At 64.3% G+C, this 21326-nt stretch carries 18 protein-coding genes; 11 read left to right on the top strand and 7 right to left on the bottom strand.

Going from position 1 to position 21326, the window contains the following annotated elements; genetic code table 11:
- Window positions 1-93 precede the first annotated feature (93 nt).
- The 3 genes from ABDB81_RS23520 (at window position 94) to ABDB81_RS23510 (ending at window position 2368) form a co-directional block, all read left to right on the top strand.
- Window positions 94-1038 (top strand): LysR substrate-binding domain-containing protein, encoded by a 945-nt coding sequence (locus ABDB81_RS23520; RefSeq protein ID WP_346813743.1) that lies wholly within the window; start codon window positions 94-96, stop codon window positions 1036-1038.
- A gap of 227 nt (window positions 1039-1265) precedes the next feature.
- Entirely contained in the window at window positions 1266-1583 is a 318-nt protein-coding gene (locus ABDB81_RS23515; protein ID WP_137924500.1) for a YnfA family protein, read from the top strand.
- A gap of 260 nt (window positions 1584-1843) precedes the next feature.
- A complete protein-coding gene (locus tag ABDB81_RS23510; protein WP_346813742.1) occupies window positions 1844-2368 on the top strand; it encodes a pilin in 525 nt (174 codons plus the stop codon).
- Window positions 2369-2434: 66 nt separating this feature from the next.
- Here ABDB81_RS23510 and ABDB81_RS23505 read toward each other — a convergent pair whose 3' ends face one another.
- Genes ABDB81_RS23505 through ABDB81_RS23495 form a run of 3 tightly spaced genes read right to left on the bottom strand, consistent with a single transcriptional unit; the run spans window position 2435 to window position 6230 of the window.
- Window positions 2435-3430 (bottom strand): tripartite tricarboxylate transporter substrate-binding protein, encoded by a 996-nt coding sequence (locus tag ABDB81_RS23505; protein ID WP_346813741.1) that lies wholly within the window; start codon window positions 3428-3430, stop codon window positions 2435-2437.
- Window positions 3431-3488: 58 nt separating this feature from the next.
- On the bottom strand, window positions 3489-4664 hold the full coding sequence (locus ABDB81_RS23500) for an acyl-CoA dehydrogenase family protein (RefSeq protein WP_160474088.1): 1176 nt from the start codon (window positions 4662-4664) through the stop codon (window positions 3489-3491).
- A gap of 12 nt (window positions 4665-4676) precedes the next feature.
- Window positions 4677-6230: an AMP-binding protein gene (locus ABDB81_RS23495; RefSeq protein ID WP_346813740.1), complete on the bottom strand. Its 1554-nt coding sequence runs from the start codon at window positions 6228-6230 to the stop codon at window positions 4677-4679.
- 107 nt (window positions 6231-6337) lie between these two features.
- Here ABDB81_RS23495 and ABDB81_RS23490 point away from each other — a divergent pair, with 107 nt between their 5' ends.
- Window positions 6338-7228, top strand: coding sequence for a LysR family transcriptional regulator (locus tag ABDB81_RS23490; protein ID WP_160474090.1), 891 nt, complete (start codon window positions 6338-6340; stop codon window positions 7226-7228).
- Here the strand turns inward: ABDB81_RS23490 and ABDB81_RS23485 are convergent, their stop codons facing one another.
- Window positions 7229-7576: a cytochrome c family protein gene (locus tag ABDB81_RS23485; RefSeq protein WP_160474091.1), complete on the bottom strand. Its 348-nt coding sequence runs from the start codon at window positions 7574-7576 to the stop codon at window positions 7229-7231.
- Window positions 7577-7866: 290 nt separating this feature from the next.
- Here ABDB81_RS23485 and ABDB81_RS23480 point away from each other — a divergent pair, with 290 nt between their 5' ends.
- Complete coding sequence (locus ABDB81_RS23480; RefSeq protein ID WP_346813739.1) at window positions 7867-10293, top strand: DUF3772 domain-containing protein; 2427 nt, start codon at window positions 7867-7869, stop codon at window positions 10291-10293.
- A gap of 374 nt (window positions 10294-10667) precedes the next feature.
- On the opposite strand, the gene pip is transcribed toward ABDB81_RS23480, so the two are convergent.
- Window positions 10668-11630, bottom strand: coding sequence for a prolyl aminopeptidase (gene pip / locus ABDB81_RS23475; protein WP_346813738.1), 963 nt, complete (start codon window positions 11628-11630; stop codon window positions 10668-10670).
- A 137-nt stretch (window positions 11631-11767) separates the two neighbouring features.
- Here pip and ABDB81_RS23470 point away from each other — a divergent pair, with 137 nt between their 5' ends.
- Together ABDB81_RS23470 and ABDB81_RS23465 are read left to right on the top strand one after the other, a co-directional pair.
- Window positions 11768-12499 (top strand): DUF2076 domain-containing protein, encoded by a 732-nt coding sequence (locus ABDB81_RS23470; RefSeq protein WP_160474094.1) that lies wholly within the window; start codon window positions 11768-11770, stop codon window positions 12497-12499.
- 102 nt (window positions 12500-12601) lie between these two features.
- On the top strand, window positions 12602-13723 hold the full coding sequence (locus ABDB81_RS23465) for a putative zinc-binding metallopeptidase (protein WP_137924509.1): 1122 nt from the start codon (window positions 12602-12604) through the stop codon (window positions 13721-13723).
- Here the strand turns inward: ABDB81_RS23465 and ABDB81_RS23460 are convergent.
- Window positions 13707-14948 carry an MFS transporter gene (locus ABDB81_RS23460; RefSeq protein ID WP_171020355.1) on the bottom strand — a complete coding sequence of 414 codons (1242 nt, stop codon included), beginning with the start codon at window positions 14946-14948 and terminating at the stop codon, window positions 13707-13709. The genes ABDB81_RS23465 and ABDB81_RS23460 overlap by 17 nt on opposite strands.
- A gap of 320 nt (window positions 14949-15268) precedes the next feature.
- On the opposite strand from ABDB81_RS23460, the gene ABDB81_RS23455 reads away from it, so the two are divergent.
- The 3 genes from ABDB81_RS23455 (at window position 15269) to ABDB81_RS23445 (ending at window position 17053) form a co-directional block, all read left to right on the top strand.
- On the top strand, window positions 15269-15706 hold the full coding sequence (locus ABDB81_RS23455) for a hypothetical protein (RefSeq protein ID WP_137924510.1): 438 nt from the start codon (window positions 15269-15271) through the stop codon (window positions 15704-15706).
- A gap of 106 nt (window positions 15707-15812) precedes the next feature.
- Window positions 15813-16055, top strand: coding sequence for a DUF3820 family protein (locus ABDB81_RS23450; protein ID WP_137924511.1), 243 nt, complete (start codon window positions 15813-15815; stop codon window positions 16053-16055).
- On the top strand, window positions 16052-17053 hold the full coding sequence (locus ABDB81_RS23445) for a 2-dehydropantoate 2-reductase (protein WP_346813737.1): 1002 nt from the start codon (window positions 16052-16054) through the stop codon (window positions 17051-17053). The genes ABDB81_RS23450 and ABDB81_RS23445 overlap by 4 nt, the downstream gene beginning before the upstream one ends.
- Before the next feature lie 8 nt (window positions 17054-17061).
- On the opposite strand, the gene ABDB81_RS23440 is transcribed toward ABDB81_RS23445, so the two are convergent.
- Entirely contained in the window at window positions 17062-18624 is a 1563-nt protein-coding gene (locus ABDB81_RS23440) for a glucan biosynthesis protein G (protein WP_346813736.1), read from the bottom strand.
- 271 nt (window positions 18625-18895) lie between these two features.
- On the opposite strand from ABDB81_RS23440, the gene bglX reads away from it, so the two are divergent.
- Window positions 18896-21220, top strand: coding sequence for a beta-glucosidase BglX (gene bglX, locus ABDB81_RS23435; protein ID WP_346813735.1), 2325 nt, complete (start codon window positions 18896-18898; stop codon window positions 21218-21220).
- Window positions 21221-21326: the final 106 nt, after the last annotated feature.

The raw sequence follows: 21326 nt of genomic DNA, 5'->3' as shown, positions 1-21326 counted from the left end.
ATTCGAGTATAGGCAGGGAAAATAACTGCCAAGATCGAATAACTTATCGTTGCATTACCATTCGGTTATACGACTTTGCTGATTCGCGCCCCTATGCCCATCGCTACTGACAAGCTGCTGCATCAGATTGTGTCGCGCCTGCGCCTGCGGCATTTGCCGTTGCTGCTGGCGCTGGAACGTCAACGTTCGATCTCGCGTGTCGCCGCCGAGCTGAACCTGTCGCAGCCCGCCGTGACCAAGGCGCTGCGCGAGATCGAGGACATCTTCATGACGCCGCTGTTCACGCGCACGCGCAACGGACTGGAGCCGACCGCCACGGGCGACGCGGTCCTCGCTCATGCGCGCACGACATTGGCCGATGCCGATGCACTGGGCCGCCAACTGGCCGTGATCGAGGCGGGCGGGCGCGGACGACTGCGGCTCGGCGTGATTCCCTACACGGCTCGCGCGGTGCTCGATGCCGCGCTGGCCTATGGGCTGGGACAGTCGCCACGTATCTCGGTGCTGGTGCGCGAGGGCACCACCGATGAACTCGTCAACGCGCTGCGCGGCCACGAACTCGATTGCGTGATCGCGCGCTCGTTCTACGTGACCGGCGAGGACATCATGCAGCAGCCGCTGTATCGGGAAGAACCCGTGCTCGTGGTACCGTCGCAGGCGCGAGCGCGGCTGACGCGCGCTGGACTCGACTGGAAACGGCTGGCCGAACTCGACTGGATTTTGCCGCCGCCCCATACGCCGGTCCGCCGCACCATCAACACGATGTTCGCAGTAGCTGGTGTTGCACCACCGCTGCCCATCGTCGAAACCTACTCGATCAAGCCGATGGCGACGCTGCTACGCAGCCAGCCGGACACCATTACCATCGTGCCGCGCGCCGTGGCGGCGGAACTGGCTGAACTGGGCGATGCGGCAACGCTGCCGTTTTCGCTGAGCTGGGATTTGCCGTCGGTGGGGGTGATGTGGCGGCGGGAGGCGGAGGTGAATGAGATGGTGGCGGGGATGGTGGCGGCGTTGAAAGGGGCGGTGGGAGCTTGACACCCCCTCTCTGTTTTGACTCCCCTCTCCCGCAAAGCGGGAGAGGGGTTGGGGGAGAGGGCTGGAGGCTCTGCTTGCCAACCACATCGAAATTTGCACCGCTGGCCCTCACCCCCGCCCCTCTCCCGCAAAGCGGGAGAGGGGAGAAAACCAAGGGATGCGGGAGAGGGGAGAAAACCAGTGGTCGATTCAGGAATCGCGCGAACACGCATCAACGAACAGCATCAATGAAAACCGTATCCCTCTACTTCCTCACCGCCCTTGCCGAAATCCTCGGCTGTTACCTGCCCTACCTCTGGCTGCGCCAGAATGGCAGCCCCTGGCTCTTGCTCCCCGGCGCCATCTCGCTCGCCGTCTTTGCCTGGCTGCTCACACTGCATCCCGACGCCTCGGGCCGGGTCTATGCCGCTTATGGCGGTATCTATATAGCGGTTGCCATCGCATGGCTCTGGCTGGTAGACGGCGTCCGGCCCTCCGTCTGGGATATGACAGGTGTCACAATCGCCGTCGCTGGCATGGCCGTGATCGTCTTTCAGCCTCGCTAAGATCAGAGTTAAAGGCGATTTACCGGTCACTTCTCGCTGACAAAAACCGTCAATTTATGCATCATTCGCCTCACCCCTCGCCCGTGGGGTGACAAATTTCGACAGATACATTCGGTTACACCTGACAAGAAATCTCACATTTCTGTCCTTGGATGCCGATAAAGGGGCGATACGGGCGGTTTTGGACCCTGGCACACCTGTTGCTCTATTGATTCCCGACAGCAACACGCTGTTCTCTACAAATTACAGGGGTCAATTCCATGAAAAAAGCACGGATGGGAATCCACCAACGGGTCCAGAAGGGTTTCACGCTGATCGAACTGATGATCGTGGTCGCGATCATCGGTATCCTGGCTGCTATTGCGATTCCGCAATATCAGAACTACGTTGCCAAGTCGCAAGTTTCGCGTGTGGTGGGCGAACTGTCGGCTCTGCGTACGGCAGCTGAGGGTTGTATTACTGACGGTAAGACGGGCGCAGCTGGCTCAGCAACAGCATGCCTGCTGGGTGGCACGAAGTCGAGCCTCATCACAGGCGACGGGATGCCTACTTCCAACCTGACTGCGGTTACGGATACGTTGACCGGTACGTTGGGTAATTCGGCTTCCACGTCGATCGCTGGAACCAAGATCAGCTGGAACCGCGCCAACGATGGTACGTGGAGCTGCACAATTACGGGCGCCGGCGCCGGTTGGAACGCGGCATACATTCCGGGTGGTTGCGCTGCACCGGCGGCCGCTGGCGGCGGCTCGGGCACTCCGGGCACAGGCGACGGTACGACCTGATAGCTTTAAGATTAAACCCCCCCTGGCCTTTCCCCAGGGGGGGTTTTCTTTCCAGCAGTCCGTTCGTTACCCCACCTCCCCCCGCATCCCAATCTCCGCAATCAACTTCCCATACCGCGCATTCTCAGCCGCCACCATCTGAGAAAACTGCGCCGGCGATTCACTCTTCCTCAGTTCCCCCGCATTCGCTTTCGTCGTCGCATCGAGTTTGCCGCTCGCCTGCAATGTCGATACCGCATCGAACAGCCGCTTCGTCAGCGCCGCAGGCAAACCCGCTGGTGCAAACAACCCACTCCAGTTATCGAGCACGAACCCTGGCGGCAGTACCTCGCCCAGCGTCGGCACATCCGGAAAGTAGACCGAGCGAGCCGCCGATGACACCGCCAATGCGCGGATCTGTCCGTTGCGCAGGAACGGCGCCGCCGTCGCCAGCACGGGCATGCCGAACTGGGTCTGGCCGCTGATCATCGCGGTCAGGATTTCGCTGGCGCCCTTGTAGGGGATGTGCACGGCGTTGGTGTGCGTCTGGTGCAGCAGGCTTTCCACGGCGAGGTGCGACACCGCGCCCTTGCCGCCCGAGCCGTAGTTCAGTGCGCCGGGCTTCTGCTTCATCGCGTCGATCAGTTCACGCGCGGTCTTGTACGGCGACGAAGCGGGTACAGCCAGCACCACGGGGCCGCCCGATACCGACGAGATGGCCGTGAAATCCTTGGCCGCGTCGTACGGCGGATCGCGGTACAGGTGAACGTTGATCACGTGCTGGTTGGCCAACACGCCGAGCGTGTAGCCATCGGGTTCGGCACGCTTCAATGCGCGGGCGCCGATGATGCCGCCTGCGCCGCCGATGTTCTCGACCACCATCGGTTGGCCGAGCATCGGGCCGAGTTCGGCGGTCAGGCTACGGGCCATCGAATCCGGCGCGGTGCCGGCGATGAACGGCACGATCACGCGGATCGGGCGCGAAGGATAGTTGGCGGAGGGGGCGGCTGCAAAGCCGGTGCGGGTCACGATGCCGCCCAATGCGGCGGCGCCCGTCGTGGCAAGCCACTGACGTCGGTTCATGTCTGGTCTCCTGTTATGGCCGGCGCGCGGTCTGATGCCGCGTCGCCGTGGGTCTTGGTCAGGCCGAAGCGGGGTCGAGGATGGCCTTGGCGATGGTGTTGCGCTGGATCTCGCTGGTACCCGTGAAGATGCGGAACATCCGCAGCTTGCGCCAGGTCTGCTCCACGGGATGGCCGCGCGTCACGCCGAGGTTGCCGTGAATCTGCACCGCCTTGTCGGCCACTTCGAAGCAGCGCTCGGAGACGAACAGCTTGCACGCCGCCGCCTTCATGCGCAGGTCCGCGCCGGCATCGGCCAGCAGCGCGGTCTGGGCGATCATGCTTTCGCACGCCCACAACGCCGCCGCCATATCGGCCAGCATATGCTGAATGGCCTGAAAGCGCGCAATAGGTCCACCGAACTGGCGACGCTGTCCCGCATATTCCACCGATGCCTCGTACGCACGCATCGCCAGCCCCAGCATCGACGGGCAATGCAGCAGCCGGTTCACGTTGATGCGCGACATGCCCAGCTTGAACCCCCTGCCCTCGCCGCCGAAGATGTTGGCGCGCGGCACGCGCACGTTCTCGAAATGGATGTCGGCATCGATATGCTGGCCCGACATCGGCACATACTCGGTGCTCACTGTCACACCGGGCAGGTCGAGATCCACCAGCACCGCCGTGATCGATGGCGGCGTGGTCGAGGCATCCGTCACGCACATCACGATGGCGAAGTCCGCAAACGGTGCGCCGCTGATGTAGTGCTTCGTGCCGTTGATGACGAGTTCGTCGCCATCCACCACCGCGCTCGTGCGGATGCTTTGCGCGTCGGAGCCCGAGTGCGGCTCGGTCAGCGCGAAGCACGTGGATTTCTGGCCGCGAATCACGGGTTCGAAGTAACGCGCCACCTGATCGGCCGTGGCGTACTTCAGCATATTGCCCACGCGAGGCGGGCCGCCGAGATCGCCGAGCACATGTGGCGCCAGCGCGGCCCCGCTTGCAGCGAGATCGGCTTTGAGCGCGCACTGCTCCGCAATATTGAGGCCGCGCCCGCCCAGTTCCACGGGCAGGCACGATGCATACAGCCCCAGTTCGCTGGAGCGACGCCACACACCGCGCAGCACGTCGCGCGGCCATGCATCTTCGCTGCCGAGGCCGAGTTCGCGTTCCAGCGGACGCAGTTCCTCGTCGATGTAGCGCTGCACGGCGGCGCGGGTTTCGATCAGTACCGGATTGTTCAGATGGTCGAACATGGTGGCGCCTCCTTAGTTCACACGGCGGCTTTCACCGGCCCAGTACTGCTCGCGCACGAGCTTGCGCGCCAGCTTGCCGCTGGCGTTCTTCGGCAACTCGGCCACGAAATCCACACTGCGCGGCGACTTGTAATCGGCAATGCGCGCGCGGCAATGGCCGATCAGGTCCGCAGCACTCGCCTGCCGGCCCGGCCACAGCGCCACCACGGCCTTTACGCTCTCGCCCCATGTTTCATCTGGCACGCTGATCACGCATGCTTCCATCACATCGGGATGCTGGTACAGCGTGGCCTCCACTTCGTTCGGATAGACGTTGAAGCCGCCCGAGATGATCATGTCCTTCTTGCGATCAACCAGGTACACGTAACCTTCCGCATCCACGCGCGCCAGATCCCCCGTGTGCAGCCAGCCATCGATCAACACTTCGCGCGTCAGTTCCGGCGCGCCCCAGTAGCCCTGGAACACGTCGGCACCGCGGATCACCAGTTCGCCGATCTCGTCGCCGCTGACTTCCTCGCCGTGCTCGTTGACCACGCGCACTTCGGTCTCGCCCAGCGCACGGCCACACGATGCCAGGCGTTCCGGATGCGTTTCCATCGCGATGGCATGGTCGGTTGTGGAAAGCCGCATCACGCCCGATGTGGATTCGCTCGTGCCATAGCCCTGCGAGAGGATCGGGCCGATGCGCTGCCACGCCTCGCGGATACGCGCCGGTGCCATTGGTGCCGCGCCGTAAGCCAGCGTGCGCAGGCTGCTCAAGTCCGCCGTGGCCAGCGTGGGCTCGGCCAACAGCATGTTGATCATCGCCGGCACCATGAAGACGTGCGTGAGCTTGAGACGCGACACGTCGGCCAGGAATTGCGCGGGGTCGAATTTCTCGAACAACACCAGCGTGGCGCCGAGGAACAGATAGGGCTGCATCAGCATGCCCGACGCATGCGTGATGGGACCAATCAGCGCGAGGCGATCACCGGGACGCGCCGGGCGGTCCATGGTCAGGATCAGCTTGCGCAGCGACGCCAGGCGATTGCCATAGGTCTGCATCGCGGCCTTGATCTTGCCCGTGGAGCCCGACGAGAAATGCAGCACGGCAAGGTCGTCGGGTTGCGGCGCGTAGTCGACGGGTGTGTCGGCGCCCTGCTCGATCAGGCTTTCATAGGCGCCGTAGCCGGCGGTGCTTCCCGCAATCGCGAAATAGTGTTCGATGCTGCCGAAGCCCGGCGTTGCACCCGAGTACCCCGTGTAGCCCGGTCCGGCGATCAGCACGCGCGGCGTGCAGTTCTCCACCACGTCCGAGGCCTCGCTGGCCGTGAAGCGCGGATTCAGTGCCGCCTTGACCAGCCCGGCCTTGTACAGCGCGCATTCGATCTCCACCACCTCGGGGCAATTGCGCGACTGGATCGCCACCCGGTCGCCTTTCCGCAAGCCCAGCGCCAGCAGCGCGTTGGCAAGGCGCGTGGATCGCTCGTCCAACTGGCGGAAGGTCAATACGCGGTCCCGGTACAGCACGGCGGGGTTGTCACCCCAATAGCGCGCCGCGCGCCGCAGGAAATAGGCGAATGTCATCGGAAGTCTCCTTGCCTTTGGTTTTTGTCGTGTGCGCCAAGTCTGTAAGATGGCAGCCATCACTACAATGCCGCGCCGGGAATGAAGGCATAACCAACAGGAATGTGATGGAGACTCGGGATCTGGAATATGTGCTCGCGGTGAGCACTCACGGCGGCATTGGGCGGGCGGCGGAGGCGCTGGGCATGACGCAACCGGCACTGACCAAGGCAATCCAGCGTGTGGAAGCGCAATTGGGCGTGCCGCTATTCGAACGCACCACGCTCGGCATGCGCGTGACGCAAGCCGGTACGGTGTTTCTGGAGCGGGCGCGTCGCATCCGGCTCGAATACGAGGACGCGCTCAAGGAGATGCGCGGCATCCAGACCGGCGAACAGGGCCTGCTGCGGCTCGGTTACTCGCCATCGATGCCCACCGGGTTGGTGCTGGGCGCCTGCCAGCAACTGATTCGCGAGCGGCCCGTGGCGCGCCTGCGGCTGACCATGCGCGTGGCACGCGAACTGATGGATCTGGTGCAGGCCGGTGAAGTCGATCTTGCCGTGGCCCCGCTACCGCGCCAGCCCAATCCCGCGCTGGCTTCGAAGGAACTGTTCACGGACCGGCTGGCCGTGGTGGCCGATGAAGACCATCCGCTGCATCGACGGCAGAACCTGGGACTGGCCGATCTGGTCGGCCAGCACTGGCTACTGCCCAGTGCGCATGTGCTGGTGCGGCAACAACTCGAAGCGGCGTTTGCCGAACTGGGCTTGCCCGCGCCCATCCTGCGCGTGGAGACCGATTTCGGCAGCACGACGTTGTTCGACCTCGTACGCGGCACCGAGATGCTGTGCATCGCGGGGGCAACGGGCAACAGCACACGGGCAAGCCTGCGGCCGATTGCCCTGCGCGCCGATGCGCTGGACCTCGGCCGCCGCGTCGGCGTGATGTCACGCGCAGGCGCCTACCTGTCGCCGCTGGCGCAGCGCATGATCGACATCCTCGAATCGCACATCGCGTAGTTATTGCAGTGTGCGGAGGTAGGCCAGCAGGTCGTCCAACTGCCGCGCATTGCTCATGCCCCAGAAACGCATCTTGGTGCCGGGCACGACCTTGGCGGGAGATTGCAGGAAAGCGCGCAGGGTGTCATCGGTCCAGACGACTGTCGATGTCTTCATCGCATCGGAATAGCGGTAGTCATCGGTGCCGCCCGCCTTTCTTCCGATGATCGCGTTGAGTTGCGGGCCAAACGCACCGCGTGCGGAAGGACCGACCTGGTGGCATGAGGCGCAGCGGGTGGTGAAGATGTCACGGCCGGCGGTGAGATCGGCGGCTTGGGATGTTTGAGCGAGCGCGATGAGCATCACCATGACCGCAAACCGACTCCCCTCTCCCGCTTGCGGGAGAGGGGATGGGGGAGAGGGCTGGCGGTTAATCATCGAACGTGTTGGGGCTTGCTTCATGAAACGATTGTTTTGGATATTTGATGCGCCTGCCCTCTCCCCCGGCCCCTCTCCCGCGTTGCGGGAGAGGGGAGAAAACAGAGCGGCAGGCCAAACCACCGATTATGTAACAGCATGTGAGCCTGTGCAGCCTGAGGCCGAAACCACCTCACCCCGCTGCTTATAATGCCCGGCCGGTCAACCACCGCGCCCCCCTCATGCGTCGTATCTCCTGGCTCGTCATGAGCCTCGTCATCGCTGCGCTGATGCAAGTGCCCGTCGCGTTCTCTGCCGAGTCGGCAGCCCGATCCGCGTCCGAAGCCGAAGCGCAGCAGATTCCCGTTCTCACGCACGCCGAAGCCGTCGCCGAACTCAAGCGCCTGCAATCCGAACAGGATCGCATCAAGCAGCTGGCCTCCGGCACGTCGGGCGACCTGCGCCTTGGCGATCTCAACGAAACACTGCGGCAACTCGACGACGATGTCGACAAGCTCAACGCCTCGCTCACACCGCAGCGCGCCCAGATACAGGCGCAAGTGGACCTGCTCGGCCCGCCACCCGATGCTGCCACGGCACGCGAAGCGCCCGCCGTGGTGCGCCAGCGCGCCGAACTCAATGCGCGCAAGGCACAACTCGACGATGAACTGAAGCAGGCCGCCGACAGCAAGGACAACATCGCCCATCTGCGCGACCAGTTGGCCAAGCTGCAGCGCAGCCGGCTCAAGGATCAGCTCGCGCTGCGTTCGGACAGCATCCTGAATCCCTCGTTCTGGACGCCGCTGTTCAAGCTGGGCGAAGAAGACCGCATGCGGCTCGGCAACTTCACCGATGAAATCAAGCCGATGCTGCGCGAAGCCTGGGAACCCGGGCAGCGTGGCAAGACCATCCTCCTGCTGGCCGTGGCGCTGGCCGTATGGTCGCTTGGGCGGCGATTGCTGGAGCGCGGCCTGGCGTGGTTCTGCCTGCACCAGTTGCCCGAAACACGCTTGCGCCGCAGCGCACTGGCACTCGCGACCGCATTGACCACTGTCGTCACCACGGCCGTCGCCGTGCGCATCGTCTATGCGGCGTTCACGGGTGGCGAAGAATTACCGGCTGGCCTGCAGGACCTGATGGCCGAGATCGCCAAGCTGACGATGACCTCCGCGCTGATCGCCGGACTGGGCCGTGCATTGCTGTGCACGCAGCATCCGTCATGGCGATTGCCTGCGCTGGCCGACCCCGTGGCGCTGGCGATGAAGCCCTTCCCCACCGTACTGGCTGGTCTGCTGCTGCTCGCGGGCACGCTCGAACAGTTCAATCGCATGGCCGATACCAGCGTGCAGGTGACGCTGCTCGGTCGTGGACTGGTGTCGCTGGTGGTGGTGCTGACGATTGGTGCGGCGTTGCTGCGCGCCAATCGCGTGCGCAGCGAACTGGTGGCAGCGGGCGAGCGTCCCGAGGAACGCGCCACGCTGGCCGGGCTGATCCACGCGGCAGTCACACTGATCGTGATCGTTGGATTCGGTGCGCTGTTGATCGGCTATATCAGCTTTGCGCGCTTCCTGACCTATGAACTGGTCTGGTTCGATATCGTGCTGTGCAGCCTGTACCTGCTCACGCAACTGACGCGCGATACGTGCGAGGCGCTCTTCTCGGCGAATCACCGCAGTGGCCGCGTGATCAAGCAGTTGTTCGGCGTGGACGATTCGCACCTGGAGCAGGTCTCGACAGTGCTGTCCGGTATCGGCGCCAGCGCGTTGCTGCTGGTGGCGGTGCTGGCGCTGCTGACCGGCGGCTTCGGCACCACGCCCGCTGACCTGCTCAACACATTGCTGACCGTGCTCGGCGGCGAGAAGTTGCGCAGCATGAACATCATGCCGGACCGCATTCTCAACGCGGTCATCGCGCTGATCGTCGGCGTCTGGTTACTGCGTTCGGTGCGGCGCTGGCTCGACGCCGAGATGCTGCCCAAGCTCTGCAAGGAGCCAGGATTACGCGCTTCGCTGATCACGCTGTTCAGCAACGTGGGCTATGTGCTGCTGGTGCTGCTGACGCTGTCGCTGCTGGGCGTGAAATGGGAAAACCTGGCGTGGATCGTCAGTGCGCTGTCCGTGGGTATCGGCTTCGGCCTGCAGGAGATCGTGAAGAACTTCGTGTCGGGGCTGATCCTGTTGACCGAGCGCCCGGTGAAGGTGGGCGACATGGTGAGCCTGGCCGGCGTGGAAGGCGATATCCGCCGCATCAACGTGCGCGCCACGGAGATTCAGCTTGGCGACCGTTCCACGGTCATCGTGCCGAACTCGCAACTGATCTCGCAGAACGTGCGCAACGTCACGATGAGCAACAGCACGCAGGGCGTGGCCACGCTGCAACTCACCTTCCCGCTCAACACCGACCCCGAGGCCGTGCGCGACCTGCTGCTCGACGTCTACCACCAGCACGAGACCATCCTCGATATCCCCGCGCCATCGGTCACGTTCAGCCAGTTGGCGCCGAACGGCATTACGTTGAGTGTGACGGGCTACGTGAGCAGCCCGCGGATTGCGGCGGGCACCAAGAGCGACCTGCTGTTCGAAATCCTCAAACGGCTGCGCGCCGCGAACATCTCGCTCTCGGAGCCGCAAACCCTGCGCGTGGAAAACATGGCGGCGCTGGGCATGTAGTGCCGCGGATGGCGCCAATATCGCTATCGGCCGGGGCCGGCGTGCCCCGTCCAGATATCGGAACCGTCATCGCACGTGGATAGCGCGATCATTTGCTGGCAGTGCTGGCATCTGTAGACAAAAACCTGCTTCCCGGCGTGCCGCCCATGCGGCAAGCCGTCATCCGTTCGTAACAGTCTTGGGTGTGGCGGAACATAACCCGGACGGCCCAGCAGGCTCTTGCAAAGTTCGCAAGGAACCATGGTGCTCTCCAAATACTGCATTCGGTCGGCGCAACAACAAGGTCTCGAACAATGCAGACATTGGTGCAGCGCAGCAAAAATTCAGTATAGGCGCACGATCGTTCGGTTGCCACGGCGCAAACGGCCAATAGACTAATCCTTCGCCTGCCTGGCGAAACGGTCGGTTGCGGCAAGCAATTGATCCATGATGCCGGGCTCGGTCCACGCATGGCCCGCACCCTCGATCAGGTGGAAATCGGCATCGGGCCACGCCTTGTGCAGAGCGTAGGCGTAGCGCACCGGACATGGCATGTCATAGCGGCCATGCACGATCACGCCGGGGATGCCCGCCAGCTTGTGCGCATCGCGCAGCAGTTGTCCGTCCTCCAGCCAGCCGCGATGCGTGAAATAGTGGTTCTCGATGCGCGCAAAGGCCAGCGCAAAATGACCCTCGTCGTGTTTGGCGCTGTTGTCGGGATTCGGCAGCAGCGTGATGGTCTCCCCTTCCCACACACTCCAGGCGCGGGCGGCCTCCACCTGCTTGTCGATATCGTCGCCGGTCAGCAGTTTCCGATACGCCGCCATCATGTTGCCGCGCTCGGCCTCGGGTACGGGCGCCTGGAAGCGCGCCCACTTCTCCGGAAACATCTCCGACACGCCGAACTGGTAATACCAATCCAGTTCCGCCTGCGACACCGTGTAGACGCCGCGCAGCACCAGTTCGCTCACGCGCTGCGGATGCGTTTGCGCATAGGCCAGCGCCAGCGTGGAACCCCACGAGCCGCCGAACACCAGCCAGCTTTCCACGCCAAGCTTTTCGCGGAGCTTCTCGATATCGGCCACCAGATGCCACGTGGTATTGGCTTCCAGCGACGCATGCGGCGTGGATTGCCCGCATCCGCGCTGATCGAACAGCAGCACGTCGTAGCGCGCCGGATCGAACAGCCGCCGATGATCGGGCGAAATGCCGCCGCCCGGCCCGCCATGCAGGAACACGGCCGGCTTGGCGCCGCGCGTGCCTACGCGTTCGTAATGCAGGACATGGCCGTCGCCCACGTCGAGCGTGCCGGTCTCGTAAGGTTCGATGGCAGGATAGAGCGAGCGCAGTCCGGTCATGGCGGCAGATGGGTAGGCGAATCGGAAAAACAAAGTGTAGCGCGATGAACTGCAGACTTGCGCGGCGTCTTAAGCTTCGTTTAAGTTTCCGGCCCTAGATTGAAGCCGTACCGCAACCGAACCGAAAAGGTGACGCCATGACCCCCCAAGACGCGCAAGCACTGGAATCCTTCCTGAGCCAACTGACCCAAGCGCGTGCCGAAGCCAAGGACCCGCAGGCCGCCGCGCTGATTGCCGACGCCGCCGCGCGCCAGCCCGACACCGCCTACCTGCTGGTGCAGCGTGCCATGCTGCTGGACCGCGCGCTGCAGAATGCGCAGGCGCAGATACAGACGCTGCAGGGCCAGCTTCAGGCGGCACAGGCCGGGACTTCGCGAGGCTTTGTCGATAACGACTCGGCATGGGGCGCCAGCGCAGGCCGCGCATCCACCGGATATCCGCAGCAAGGCGCACCGCAATATCAGCAATCGCCGCAGTATCAGCAGCAACCGCAGTATCAGCAACAACCGCCGCAATACCAGGCGCAGCCCGCCCCGGCCGCCGCACCCGCGCGTGGCGGCTTCCTGAGTGGCGGGATGGGTGGCACGCTGGGTTCCATCGCCACCACGGCGGCGGGCGTGGCCGGTGGCGCGATGCTGTTCCAGGGCATCGAGAACCTCTTCCACCATGGCAGTGGCGGTGGCGGCTTCCTGGGCGGCGGCCAATCCTCGCCAAACGAAACCGTCGTCAACAACTTCTATGGGGACGATGGCACGGGGAACAACGGCAGCAACGGAAACAACGATCTGCTGGCCGATAACGGCAACCTGGACAACGGACTCGACGACTATGTCGACGACAACAGCCAGTCCGACGATTCGTTCTTCTGACAAGGCGGTAACGGGCGCCGTGTAGGACGGCGCCCGGTTGCATACCTCTGGCCAAAGCAGGCACCATCTCCGCATTCGGGAACCCCCGTCGGAGCCGGTGCCATGAAGACCTTCCACTGCAATCGCTGCGGCAACCTGGTGTTCTTCGAGAATGTGGTCTGCGAACGCTGCCAGGCCATGCTGGGTTTCATTCCGGCGCTGTCGCAGATCGCGGCGTTCGAAGGCAGTGACGAGACCGGATGGATCAGCCTTCATCCCGACGCCAAGGGGGCCCGCTTCCGCCGTTGCCACAACTATCAGGTGGAAGCGGTCTGCAACTGGATGGTGCCCGCCGAGGACGAAAGTCCGCTGTGCGAAGCCTGCCAGCTCACGCATACCATTCCCAACCTCGACGTTCCGGACAACCGCCTGTTCTGGTATCGGCTGGAAACCGCGAAGCGGCGGCTGCTCTATACGCTGCTGTCGCTGCAATTACCCGTGGTGTCGCGCGACGACGATCCCACGTCCGGCCTGCAGTTCGATTTCCTGGCCGCCACCGAACCGCACGAGGCCGTCCTGACCGGCCACGACAACGGCCGCATCACGATCAACATTGCCGAGGCCGATGACGCGCATCGCGAGCAGACGCGCAACCAGATGGGCGAAGCCTATCGCACCCTGCTCGGCCACTTCCGGCACGAGGTCGGCCATTTCTATTTCAATCGGTTGATTGCCGGCACGCGGCGGCTGGAGCCGTTCCGCAAGCTGTTCGGCGACGAACAGGCCGATTACTCGGCGGCCTTGAAACGGCATTACGAGGAAGGACCGCCTGCCGACTGGCAGGCGTCATATATCAGCGCCTACGCCACGATGCATCCATGGGAGGACTGGGCCGAGACCTGGGCGCACTACCTCCATATGGTGGATACGCTCGACACTGCAGTGTCATGCGGACTGGTGCTGCAGCCGGACAGTCCGCAGGAACCCACGCTGACCGACCAGACGCCGGTGGAGGATGCCAGCTTCCGCAGCCTGATGAATCGGTGGTTTCCGCTGACCTATGTGCTGAACAGCCTGAACCGGAGCCTGGGGGCGCCGGACAGCTATCCGTTCACGCTCTCGCCAGCCGTGGTGGCCAAGCTCGAATTCGTGCATCGTGTGATCGATGCCGCCGCGCGGGAGCATGGCGCTCCCGATGCGGTGGCCACACATGCAGAAGAGAAGGCGATCAAGCCGGCACCGTAAGATCGCAGCGGCGCGTGCTCATCAGCGACCACGCGAAAACGGCCAGACCACCCAGCGCCAGCAACACACCCACCCAGCCCGTGGACGTATAGCCCATGCCGGCCGCGATGGTGATGCCGCCGAGCCACGCGCCAAGCGCATTCGCCAGATTGAAGGCCGAATGGTTCAGCGCTGCCGCCAGCGTCTGCGCATCGCCCGCCACATCCATCAGGCGGATCTGCAGCGGCGGGCCGAGCGCAACGGCCGTGCCCACCAGCATCACATTGAGCGACGCCAGCCACGGATACGGCGCCGTGAACACGAACGCGCCCAGTACCAGCGCAGACCACACCAGCACGCCGCCTACCGTGGGCATCAGCGCACGGTCCGCCAGCTTGGCGCCGACGAGATTGCCCGCCACCATGCCGACGCCGAACAGCGCCAGCACGATGGGGATGCCGCTGGCGGGCATATGCGCCACTTCCAGCATCGTCGGCTTGACGTAGCTGAACACGGCGAACATGCCGCCAAATCCAATCGCACCAATACCGAGCGTGAGCCACACCTGCTTGCGCGCCAGCGCGGAGAGTTCGCGCAGCGGGCTGGCATTCCGGTCCGCCGGGACGAACGGCACCCAGCGCCACACCAGCAGCACGGTCAACGCGCCGATGGCGCCGACAATCACGAACGCAGCACGCCAGCCCAGCCATGTGCCGATGCCCGCCGCGATGGGCACGCCCACCAGCGTGGCCGTGGTCAAGCCGAGCATGACGAGGCCCACCGCCTGTGCGCGACGCTCGCGCGCCACCAGGCTGGCCGCCACCAGTGCGGCCACGCCGAAATAGGTGCCGTGCGGAAAGCCGGTCAGCAGGCGCACCGCAGCCATCGAGACATAATCCGGCGCCATGGCACTGGCAAAGTTGCCGATGGCGAAGAACGCCATCAATGCGATCAGCAGATTGCGGCGCGGCCAGCGTGCGCCAAGCACGGCCAGCAGCGGGGCACCGATGACCACGCCCAGCGCATAGGCACTGATCAGATGGCCGGCTTCGGGAATGGTGATCGCCAGGTCTTTCGCCGCATCGGGCAGCAGGCCCATGATGACGAATTCACCGGTGCCGATGGCGAAACTACCTACGCCAAGCGCCAGCAATGCGCGGCGGTCCGCGGCGCGGTCACGTGGCGTGTCGGCGTGAGACAAGGCGAGTTCGGGGAGATTGTCGAAATTTCCGGAGGGAGCTGACATGTAAGGGGGCGCGAGACTTGGGTTTTGGCATTGCGCCGCGCGCTGATGGGCGGATCTTGCGTCCGGCCTCGGGGGCTCCAGCGTGTCTCGGGTGCGGCGTAAAGGCGCTATTGTGAAGCAAAACCGCGATTCCTGCCGAGGTCGCCTTCACGTCATCCACGGCGCCATGCGCCCTGCCGGGCGCTCATGTGGGAAAGACCACAGAGCCAAAATCGCGCAAAAGGGCCTCGCCCTATGCTGAAGTCATGCGGCGTCTCCGCACTGTCTTCACGAGAGACGGCGAGCCGGAATGCCGCCCGGACAACGATTGGGGAGACGATATGTTTCGGCGTAGCGCAGTGCTGATAGCAGCCATCGGCATGGCCTGGGTGCTGCCCGCATCCGCCCAGGGATGCCAGTTCGACATGCAATGCAAAGGCGAGCGGATCTGCCATATGGGCATGTGCATGGCGCCCGATGCCGACCCGGCCAGCGCCGACGCGGCATCGCGATCGTCGCCCTCGTCAACCTCGTCGGCCACGTCTTCCCCACCCGCACCGTCCGCATCCTCATCTCGAAACGGCGCGGCAGCGGCGCCACCTGCGATGTCGACCGCGAGCCATCTTGCACCGCAGCCCGCGCCGCGCAGTTGCTGCACGGTAGCCGGCCGGCTCAAGCTGCCGCCGCCGCAATCGGGCGATGCGCCGCTCGTGGTGGGCGATGCGTGCCAGGGCGTCACCAATTCCGGCAAGCCGGTGCCGGGCACGGCGTGTAACTAGGAAGCGCCGACCGACTGCGTCGCGTGCGGCAGCACATGAGCGGGCAAGGCCACGGCGGGTCAGGCCGGCGCTACAATGCCCGCTCCTTGCCTCGAAAAATCCCGCCATGCTGCCCGACGGCGACGCCCTGCTCCTGCTTGTGACCCGTGAGATGCCGTATGGCAAGCATCAGGGCACGCTGATTGCCGACCTGCCCGGCAACTACCTGAACTGGTTTGCACGCGAGGGATTTCCGCCCGGCGAGATTGGCCGCCTGCTGGCCTTGATGCACGAACTCGACCACAACGGGCTATCGCACCTGCTCACGCCGCTGCGCGCACAGGCCCGCCTGAACAGGAGTCCTCGATGAAGGTTTGCATTGTCGGCGCTGGCGCCATTGGCGGCTGGGTCGGCACAAAACTCGCCGCCTCCGGCGCCGCGCAGGTCAGCGCCCTGGCGCGCCGCGACACACTCACCGCCCTGCGCACGCATGGCTGGCGCATGCTCGAACGCGGCACGCTGGTGCAGGCACCGGTGCATGCCGATGACGATGCGTCACGCCTCGGTGTCCAAGACGTGGTCGTCATTGCCGTCAAGGGACCCGCGCTGCAGCAGGTGGCTGCGCAGATCCGTCCGCTGATCGGTCCCCACACGCTGGTGGTGCCCGCGATGAACGGTGTGCCGTGGTGGTTTTGCCATGGACTCGATGGCTTCGGCAGCCGGCCGCTGACCTCGGTCGATCCAGGCGGCCAGATTGCGGCGGCCATCTCCTTCGAACAGGTGATCGGCTGCGTGGTGCATGTGAGCTGCGCGGTGCCCGAGCCCGGGCTTGTCGATCACAAGATGGGGAACCGCCTGATCATCGGCGAACCGTTCGGCGGGAGCGATACGACAGCGCGTGTCCGCCAACTCGGCGCGCTGTTCGCGCAGGCGGGAATCGACGCGGAGATTTCGGAGAATGTGCGCCAGGACATCTGGTTCAAGCTCTGGGGCAACCTCACGATGAACCCGATCTCGGCCTTCACCGGCGCCACCGTCGATCAGATCCTGGCGGACCCGCTGACGCGCGCCTTCTGCACATCGGCCATGGAAGAGGCTGCAGCCATCGGCGCGCGGATCGGATGCCGCATCGACCAGTCTCCCGAGGATCGCCACGCGGTCACCGCGAAGATCGGGGCCTTCCGCACCTCGATGCTGCAGGATGTTGACGCAGGCCGCGCCATCGAACTCGACGCCATCGTCGGCGCCGTGCATGAAATAGGGCGCACGCTCGGCATGCCCTGCCCGAGCATCGACGCCCTGATGGGCCTCACGCGGCTGTTCGGCCGCGTGCATGGCCTGTATCCCGAGGCTTCCGCCCCGGGTTGATGACCTGACTACTTGACCGCCTGCGCCGGCGTGGAATGCGCCGTGCCGGGCGGGATCTGGTAGCTCCAGGTCTCCGAGAGCGGCTTGCCGTTCGACACCAGTGCCTCGCGCAATTCCACCACCTTGTTCGGATCCTTGACCTTGATGCGCAGCGTCACGCGATAACCCTTGGTCACCGGGTTCGGTTGCAGCACGTTTTCGATCACTTCGGCGTTCTCGCCCACGCTGAACGATGCCTGTACTGCGTTGGACGACAGGCTGGGCAGCGCACCGCCTTCGAAATCCACCACGAAGCCAAGGCTGCCGTCGAGATGGCGGATCAGGTTGGCCTGCGTAATTTCACCGGCCGTGCGCAGCGTCTGCTTGACCCATGCGAGGTCCTTCGTCACCGTGCCGCGCTCGTCCATGGTCCAGCGGATCGTGTAGTCGGCCTTGATCGGCGTGCCCTTCGGCGGCAACTGGTCAGGCGTCCAGAACGACACGATGTTGTCATTGGTCTCGTCCGGCGTGGGAATCTCCACCAGTTCCACCTTGCCGCGGCCCCAGTCGCCCTGCGGCTCGATCCACGCGCTCGGGCGCAGGTCGTAGCGGTCCTTGAGATCCTCGTACGCAGAGAACTCGCGGCCACGTTGCATCAGGCCAAATCCGCGCGGGTTGTTCACCTGGAACATGCTCAGCGCCACGTACTTGGGATTGTTCAGCGGACGCCAGATCCATTCGTTGTCACCGGTGTGGATCGACAAGCCATTGGAGTCGTGCAGCGCCGGACGGAAATTGTTGGCGTCGCGCATCTGGTTGGGGCCGAACAGGAACATGCTCGTCAGCGGCGCGATACCCAGCTTCTTCACGGGACCGCGCATGAACACGCGCGCCTGCACCTTGAGCACGGCATTGTCGTTGGGATTCAACTCGAAACGGTAGGCGCCGGTAGCACTGGGCGAATCCAGCAGCGCATAGAAAACGAGTTGCTTGTCCTGCGGCTTCGGACGTTCGATCCAGAACTCGCGGAACGCCGGGAATTCCTCAGGCTCGGACAGTCCGGTGTTGATCGCCAGCCCGCGCGCCGACAGGCCGTAGACCTGACCCTTGCCAATCACCCGGAAATAGCTCGCACCCAGCACGCTCATGACTTCGTCGAGCTTGTCGGGCCGGTTGACCGGGTACATCACGCGGAAGCCCGCGTAGCCAAGCTTGTTGGTGGCTTCCTTGTCCAGCTTCAGGTCACCGAAATCGAAACGGCCCGGCTCGTAGCGGATTTCCTGCACGCGGTTGCCCACGACTTCGCTGATCCGCACGGGTGTGCTGAAATGCATCCCCTGATGGTAGAAGCCAAGCTTGAATGGCGTGGCATCGCCCTTCCACTCCACCTGATCCATCTTCGGCTGGATCTTGATGTAGTCAGCAAACTGCATCTTCGCGAATACGGGCGGCAGGTTGCTCACAGGAGCAGCGTACGGCTGGTCCGCCAGCTTCCTGGCACGCGCCGTGACATCGTCGAGCGAAAACGCGTGGACGGGTGCGGCAGCGCTCACGCAGCCAGCAAACGCAATGCCCCACAAGGCAATTTGCATCCGGTTACGAAACGACGCGGCGCGGCGGGCAACAAAAACGGATAGCACCAATCAATCTCCAGGTTCACATCGGCAAAAAGCCACGAATCAGCCATTCTAAGCACTGTGCAGGCACTGTAAGGCTGTAAACTTGCGGCGCAGTTCAGAAAAATAACCGATTTCGCCCGACGTGCCTGTCAGACGCGCGGCGACAGCCGCGAGCGCGGACCTGCTGCACCATGGCGGGGCCAATCTCCGGCAGTCTGCCCATCAGAGACTACGAATAATGCGAATGCTTTCCTCGCTGGCGCTGGCCGCCAGCCTTGCCTGCGCGCCCATGTTTGCCGGCGCTGCACCTGCCGCTTCATCCGTTGCCGCTACCCCCGCCGCTGTCCGCGCGCCGATGGCCGACAAGCAGGCGTTCGTCGACGACCTCGTGCGACGCATGACGCTCGACGAGAAGATCGGCCAGCTTCGCCTGATCAGCATCGGGCCGGAGATGCCCGCCAAGCAGTTGATGCAGGAGCTAGCTGCTGGCCGCGTGGGCGGCACGTTCAATTCCGTGAACCGCGCCGAGAACCGTCCGCTGCAGGAAGCTGCCATGCGCAGCCGCCTGAAGATCCCGATGTTCTTTGCCTATGACGTGGTGCACGGCCATCGCACGGTCTTCCCGATCAGCCTGGGCCTGGCATCGAGCTGGGACATGGGCGTGGTCGAGAAAGCCGCGCGTGTCTCCGCCGTCGAGGCCGCTGCCGACAGCGTGGACGCAACCTTCGCGCCGATGGTCGATATCTCGCGCGACCCGCGTTGGGGCCGCACCTCCGAGGGCTTTGGCGAAGACCCCTTCCTGGTCTCGCAATGCGCGCGCGCCAGCGTCAAGGGTTTCCAGGGTTCGTCGCCAGCGAATGCCGACAGCGTGATGGCGTTCGTCAAGCATTTCGCGCTGTATGGTGCCGTGGAAGGCGGTCGCGACTACAACACCGTGGACATGAGCCTGCAGCGCATGTACCAGGACTATCTGCCGCCCTATCGCGCCGGTCTCGACGCGGGCGCGGGCGGCGTGATGATCGCGCTGAACTCGGTCAACGGTCAGCCGGCCACGTCCAACAAATGGCTGCTGCGCGATCTGCTGCGCAAGGAGTGGGGCTTCAAGGGCGTGACCGTCAGCGACCATGGCGCCATCGACGAATTGCTGCGCCACGGCGTGGCCCGCGATGGCCGCGAAGCCGCGAAGCTCGCCATCGAGGCTGGCGTGGACATGAGCATGGCCGATTCGCGCTATCTCGAACAACTGCCGTCGCTGGTGAAATCGGGCGAGGTGCCGGTGAGCGTGCTCGATGACGCCGTGCGCGAAGTGCTGGGCGCCAAGTACGACATGGGCCTGTTCGCCGACCCGTTCCGCCGGATCGGCAAGGCCGCGGACGACCCGGCCGACATCGATGCGGAAAGCCGCCTGCATCGCACCGAGGCCCGCGAGATTGCGCGCAAGTCGCTGGTGCTGCTGGAAAACCGCAACCAGACGCTGCCGCTGAAAAAGTCGGGGACGGTGGCGGTGATCGGTCCGCTGGCCGATGCGCCAATCGACATGCTGGGTAGCTGGTCAGCGGGCGGCAAGCCCAAACAGTCGGTCACGCTGCTGCAAGGCATGCGCGACGCGCTGGCCGGCAAGGGCAACGTGGTGCATGCGCGTGGGGCCAATATCACCGACGACGCACGCGTGGTGGGCTACCTGAACTTCCTGAACTGGGATAACCCCGAGGTGGTGCAGGACAAGCGGTCCAGCGGCGACATGATCGAGGAAGCCGTGCGCGTGGCGCGCGGTGCCGACACCATCGTCGTGGCCGTGGGCGAGACGCGCGGCATGTCTCACGAGGCATCGAGCCGCTCCAGCCTGGGCCTGCCGGGTAGCCAGCTGACGCTGCTCAAGGCGTTGAAGAGCACGGGCAAGCCCATGGTGGTGGTGCTGATGAACGGCCGCCCGCTGACGATCAACTGGGAAAAGGAGAACGCCGACGCGATCCTGGAGACCTGGTACGCGGGCACCGAAGGCGGCCACGCCATCGCGGACGTGCTGTTCGGCGACGAGAATCCGTCCGGCAAGCTGCCGCTGACCTTCCCGCGCTCGCTCGGGCAGATCCCGACGTACTACAACGCACCGCGCATCGGCCGCCCGTTCACGCCGGGCAAGGCACCGAACTACACCTCGCAATATTTCGAGGAAGACTACGGCCCGCTCTACCCGTTCGGCTACGGACTCAGCTACACCACGTTCAGCATGTCGGCGGTGCGCCTGTCGGCCCCGACACTGGCGCGCGGCGGCAAGCTGACGGCCAGCGTCACGGTGAAGAACACTGGCGACCGCGCTGGCGAAACCGTGGTGCAACTCTATCTGCAGGACGTGGTGGCTTCCACGATTCGACCGCTGATGGAGTTGAAGGACTTCCGCAAGGTGATGCTGGCCCCGGGCGAAACGCGCGTGGTGGAATTCCCGATCGACGAGGACAAGCTGAAGTTCTACGACGCCAAACTGAACTACGTGGCGGAGCCGGGGGAATTCAATGTACGGGTGGGATTCGATTCGGCGGAGGTGAAGGAGGCGAGGTTCAGGTTGGAGTGAGGGTGGCCAATCGCTCCCCTGCCGGTTTTCTCCCCTCTCCCGCAAGGCGGGAGAGGGGTTGGGGGTGTACTGGTCAAGTTTTTTCAGACACCTCGATAGGTTGTTG

The sequence above is a fragment of the Cupriavidus sp. DL-D2 genome, assembly GCF_039710735.1.
GTDB lineage: Bacteria > Pseudomonadota > Gammaproteobacteria > Burkholderiales > Burkholderiaceae > Cupriavidus.
The sequence above is the reverse complement of the archived record's forward strand: the minus strand, read 5'-3'. Positions and strand labels throughout refer to the sequence as shown.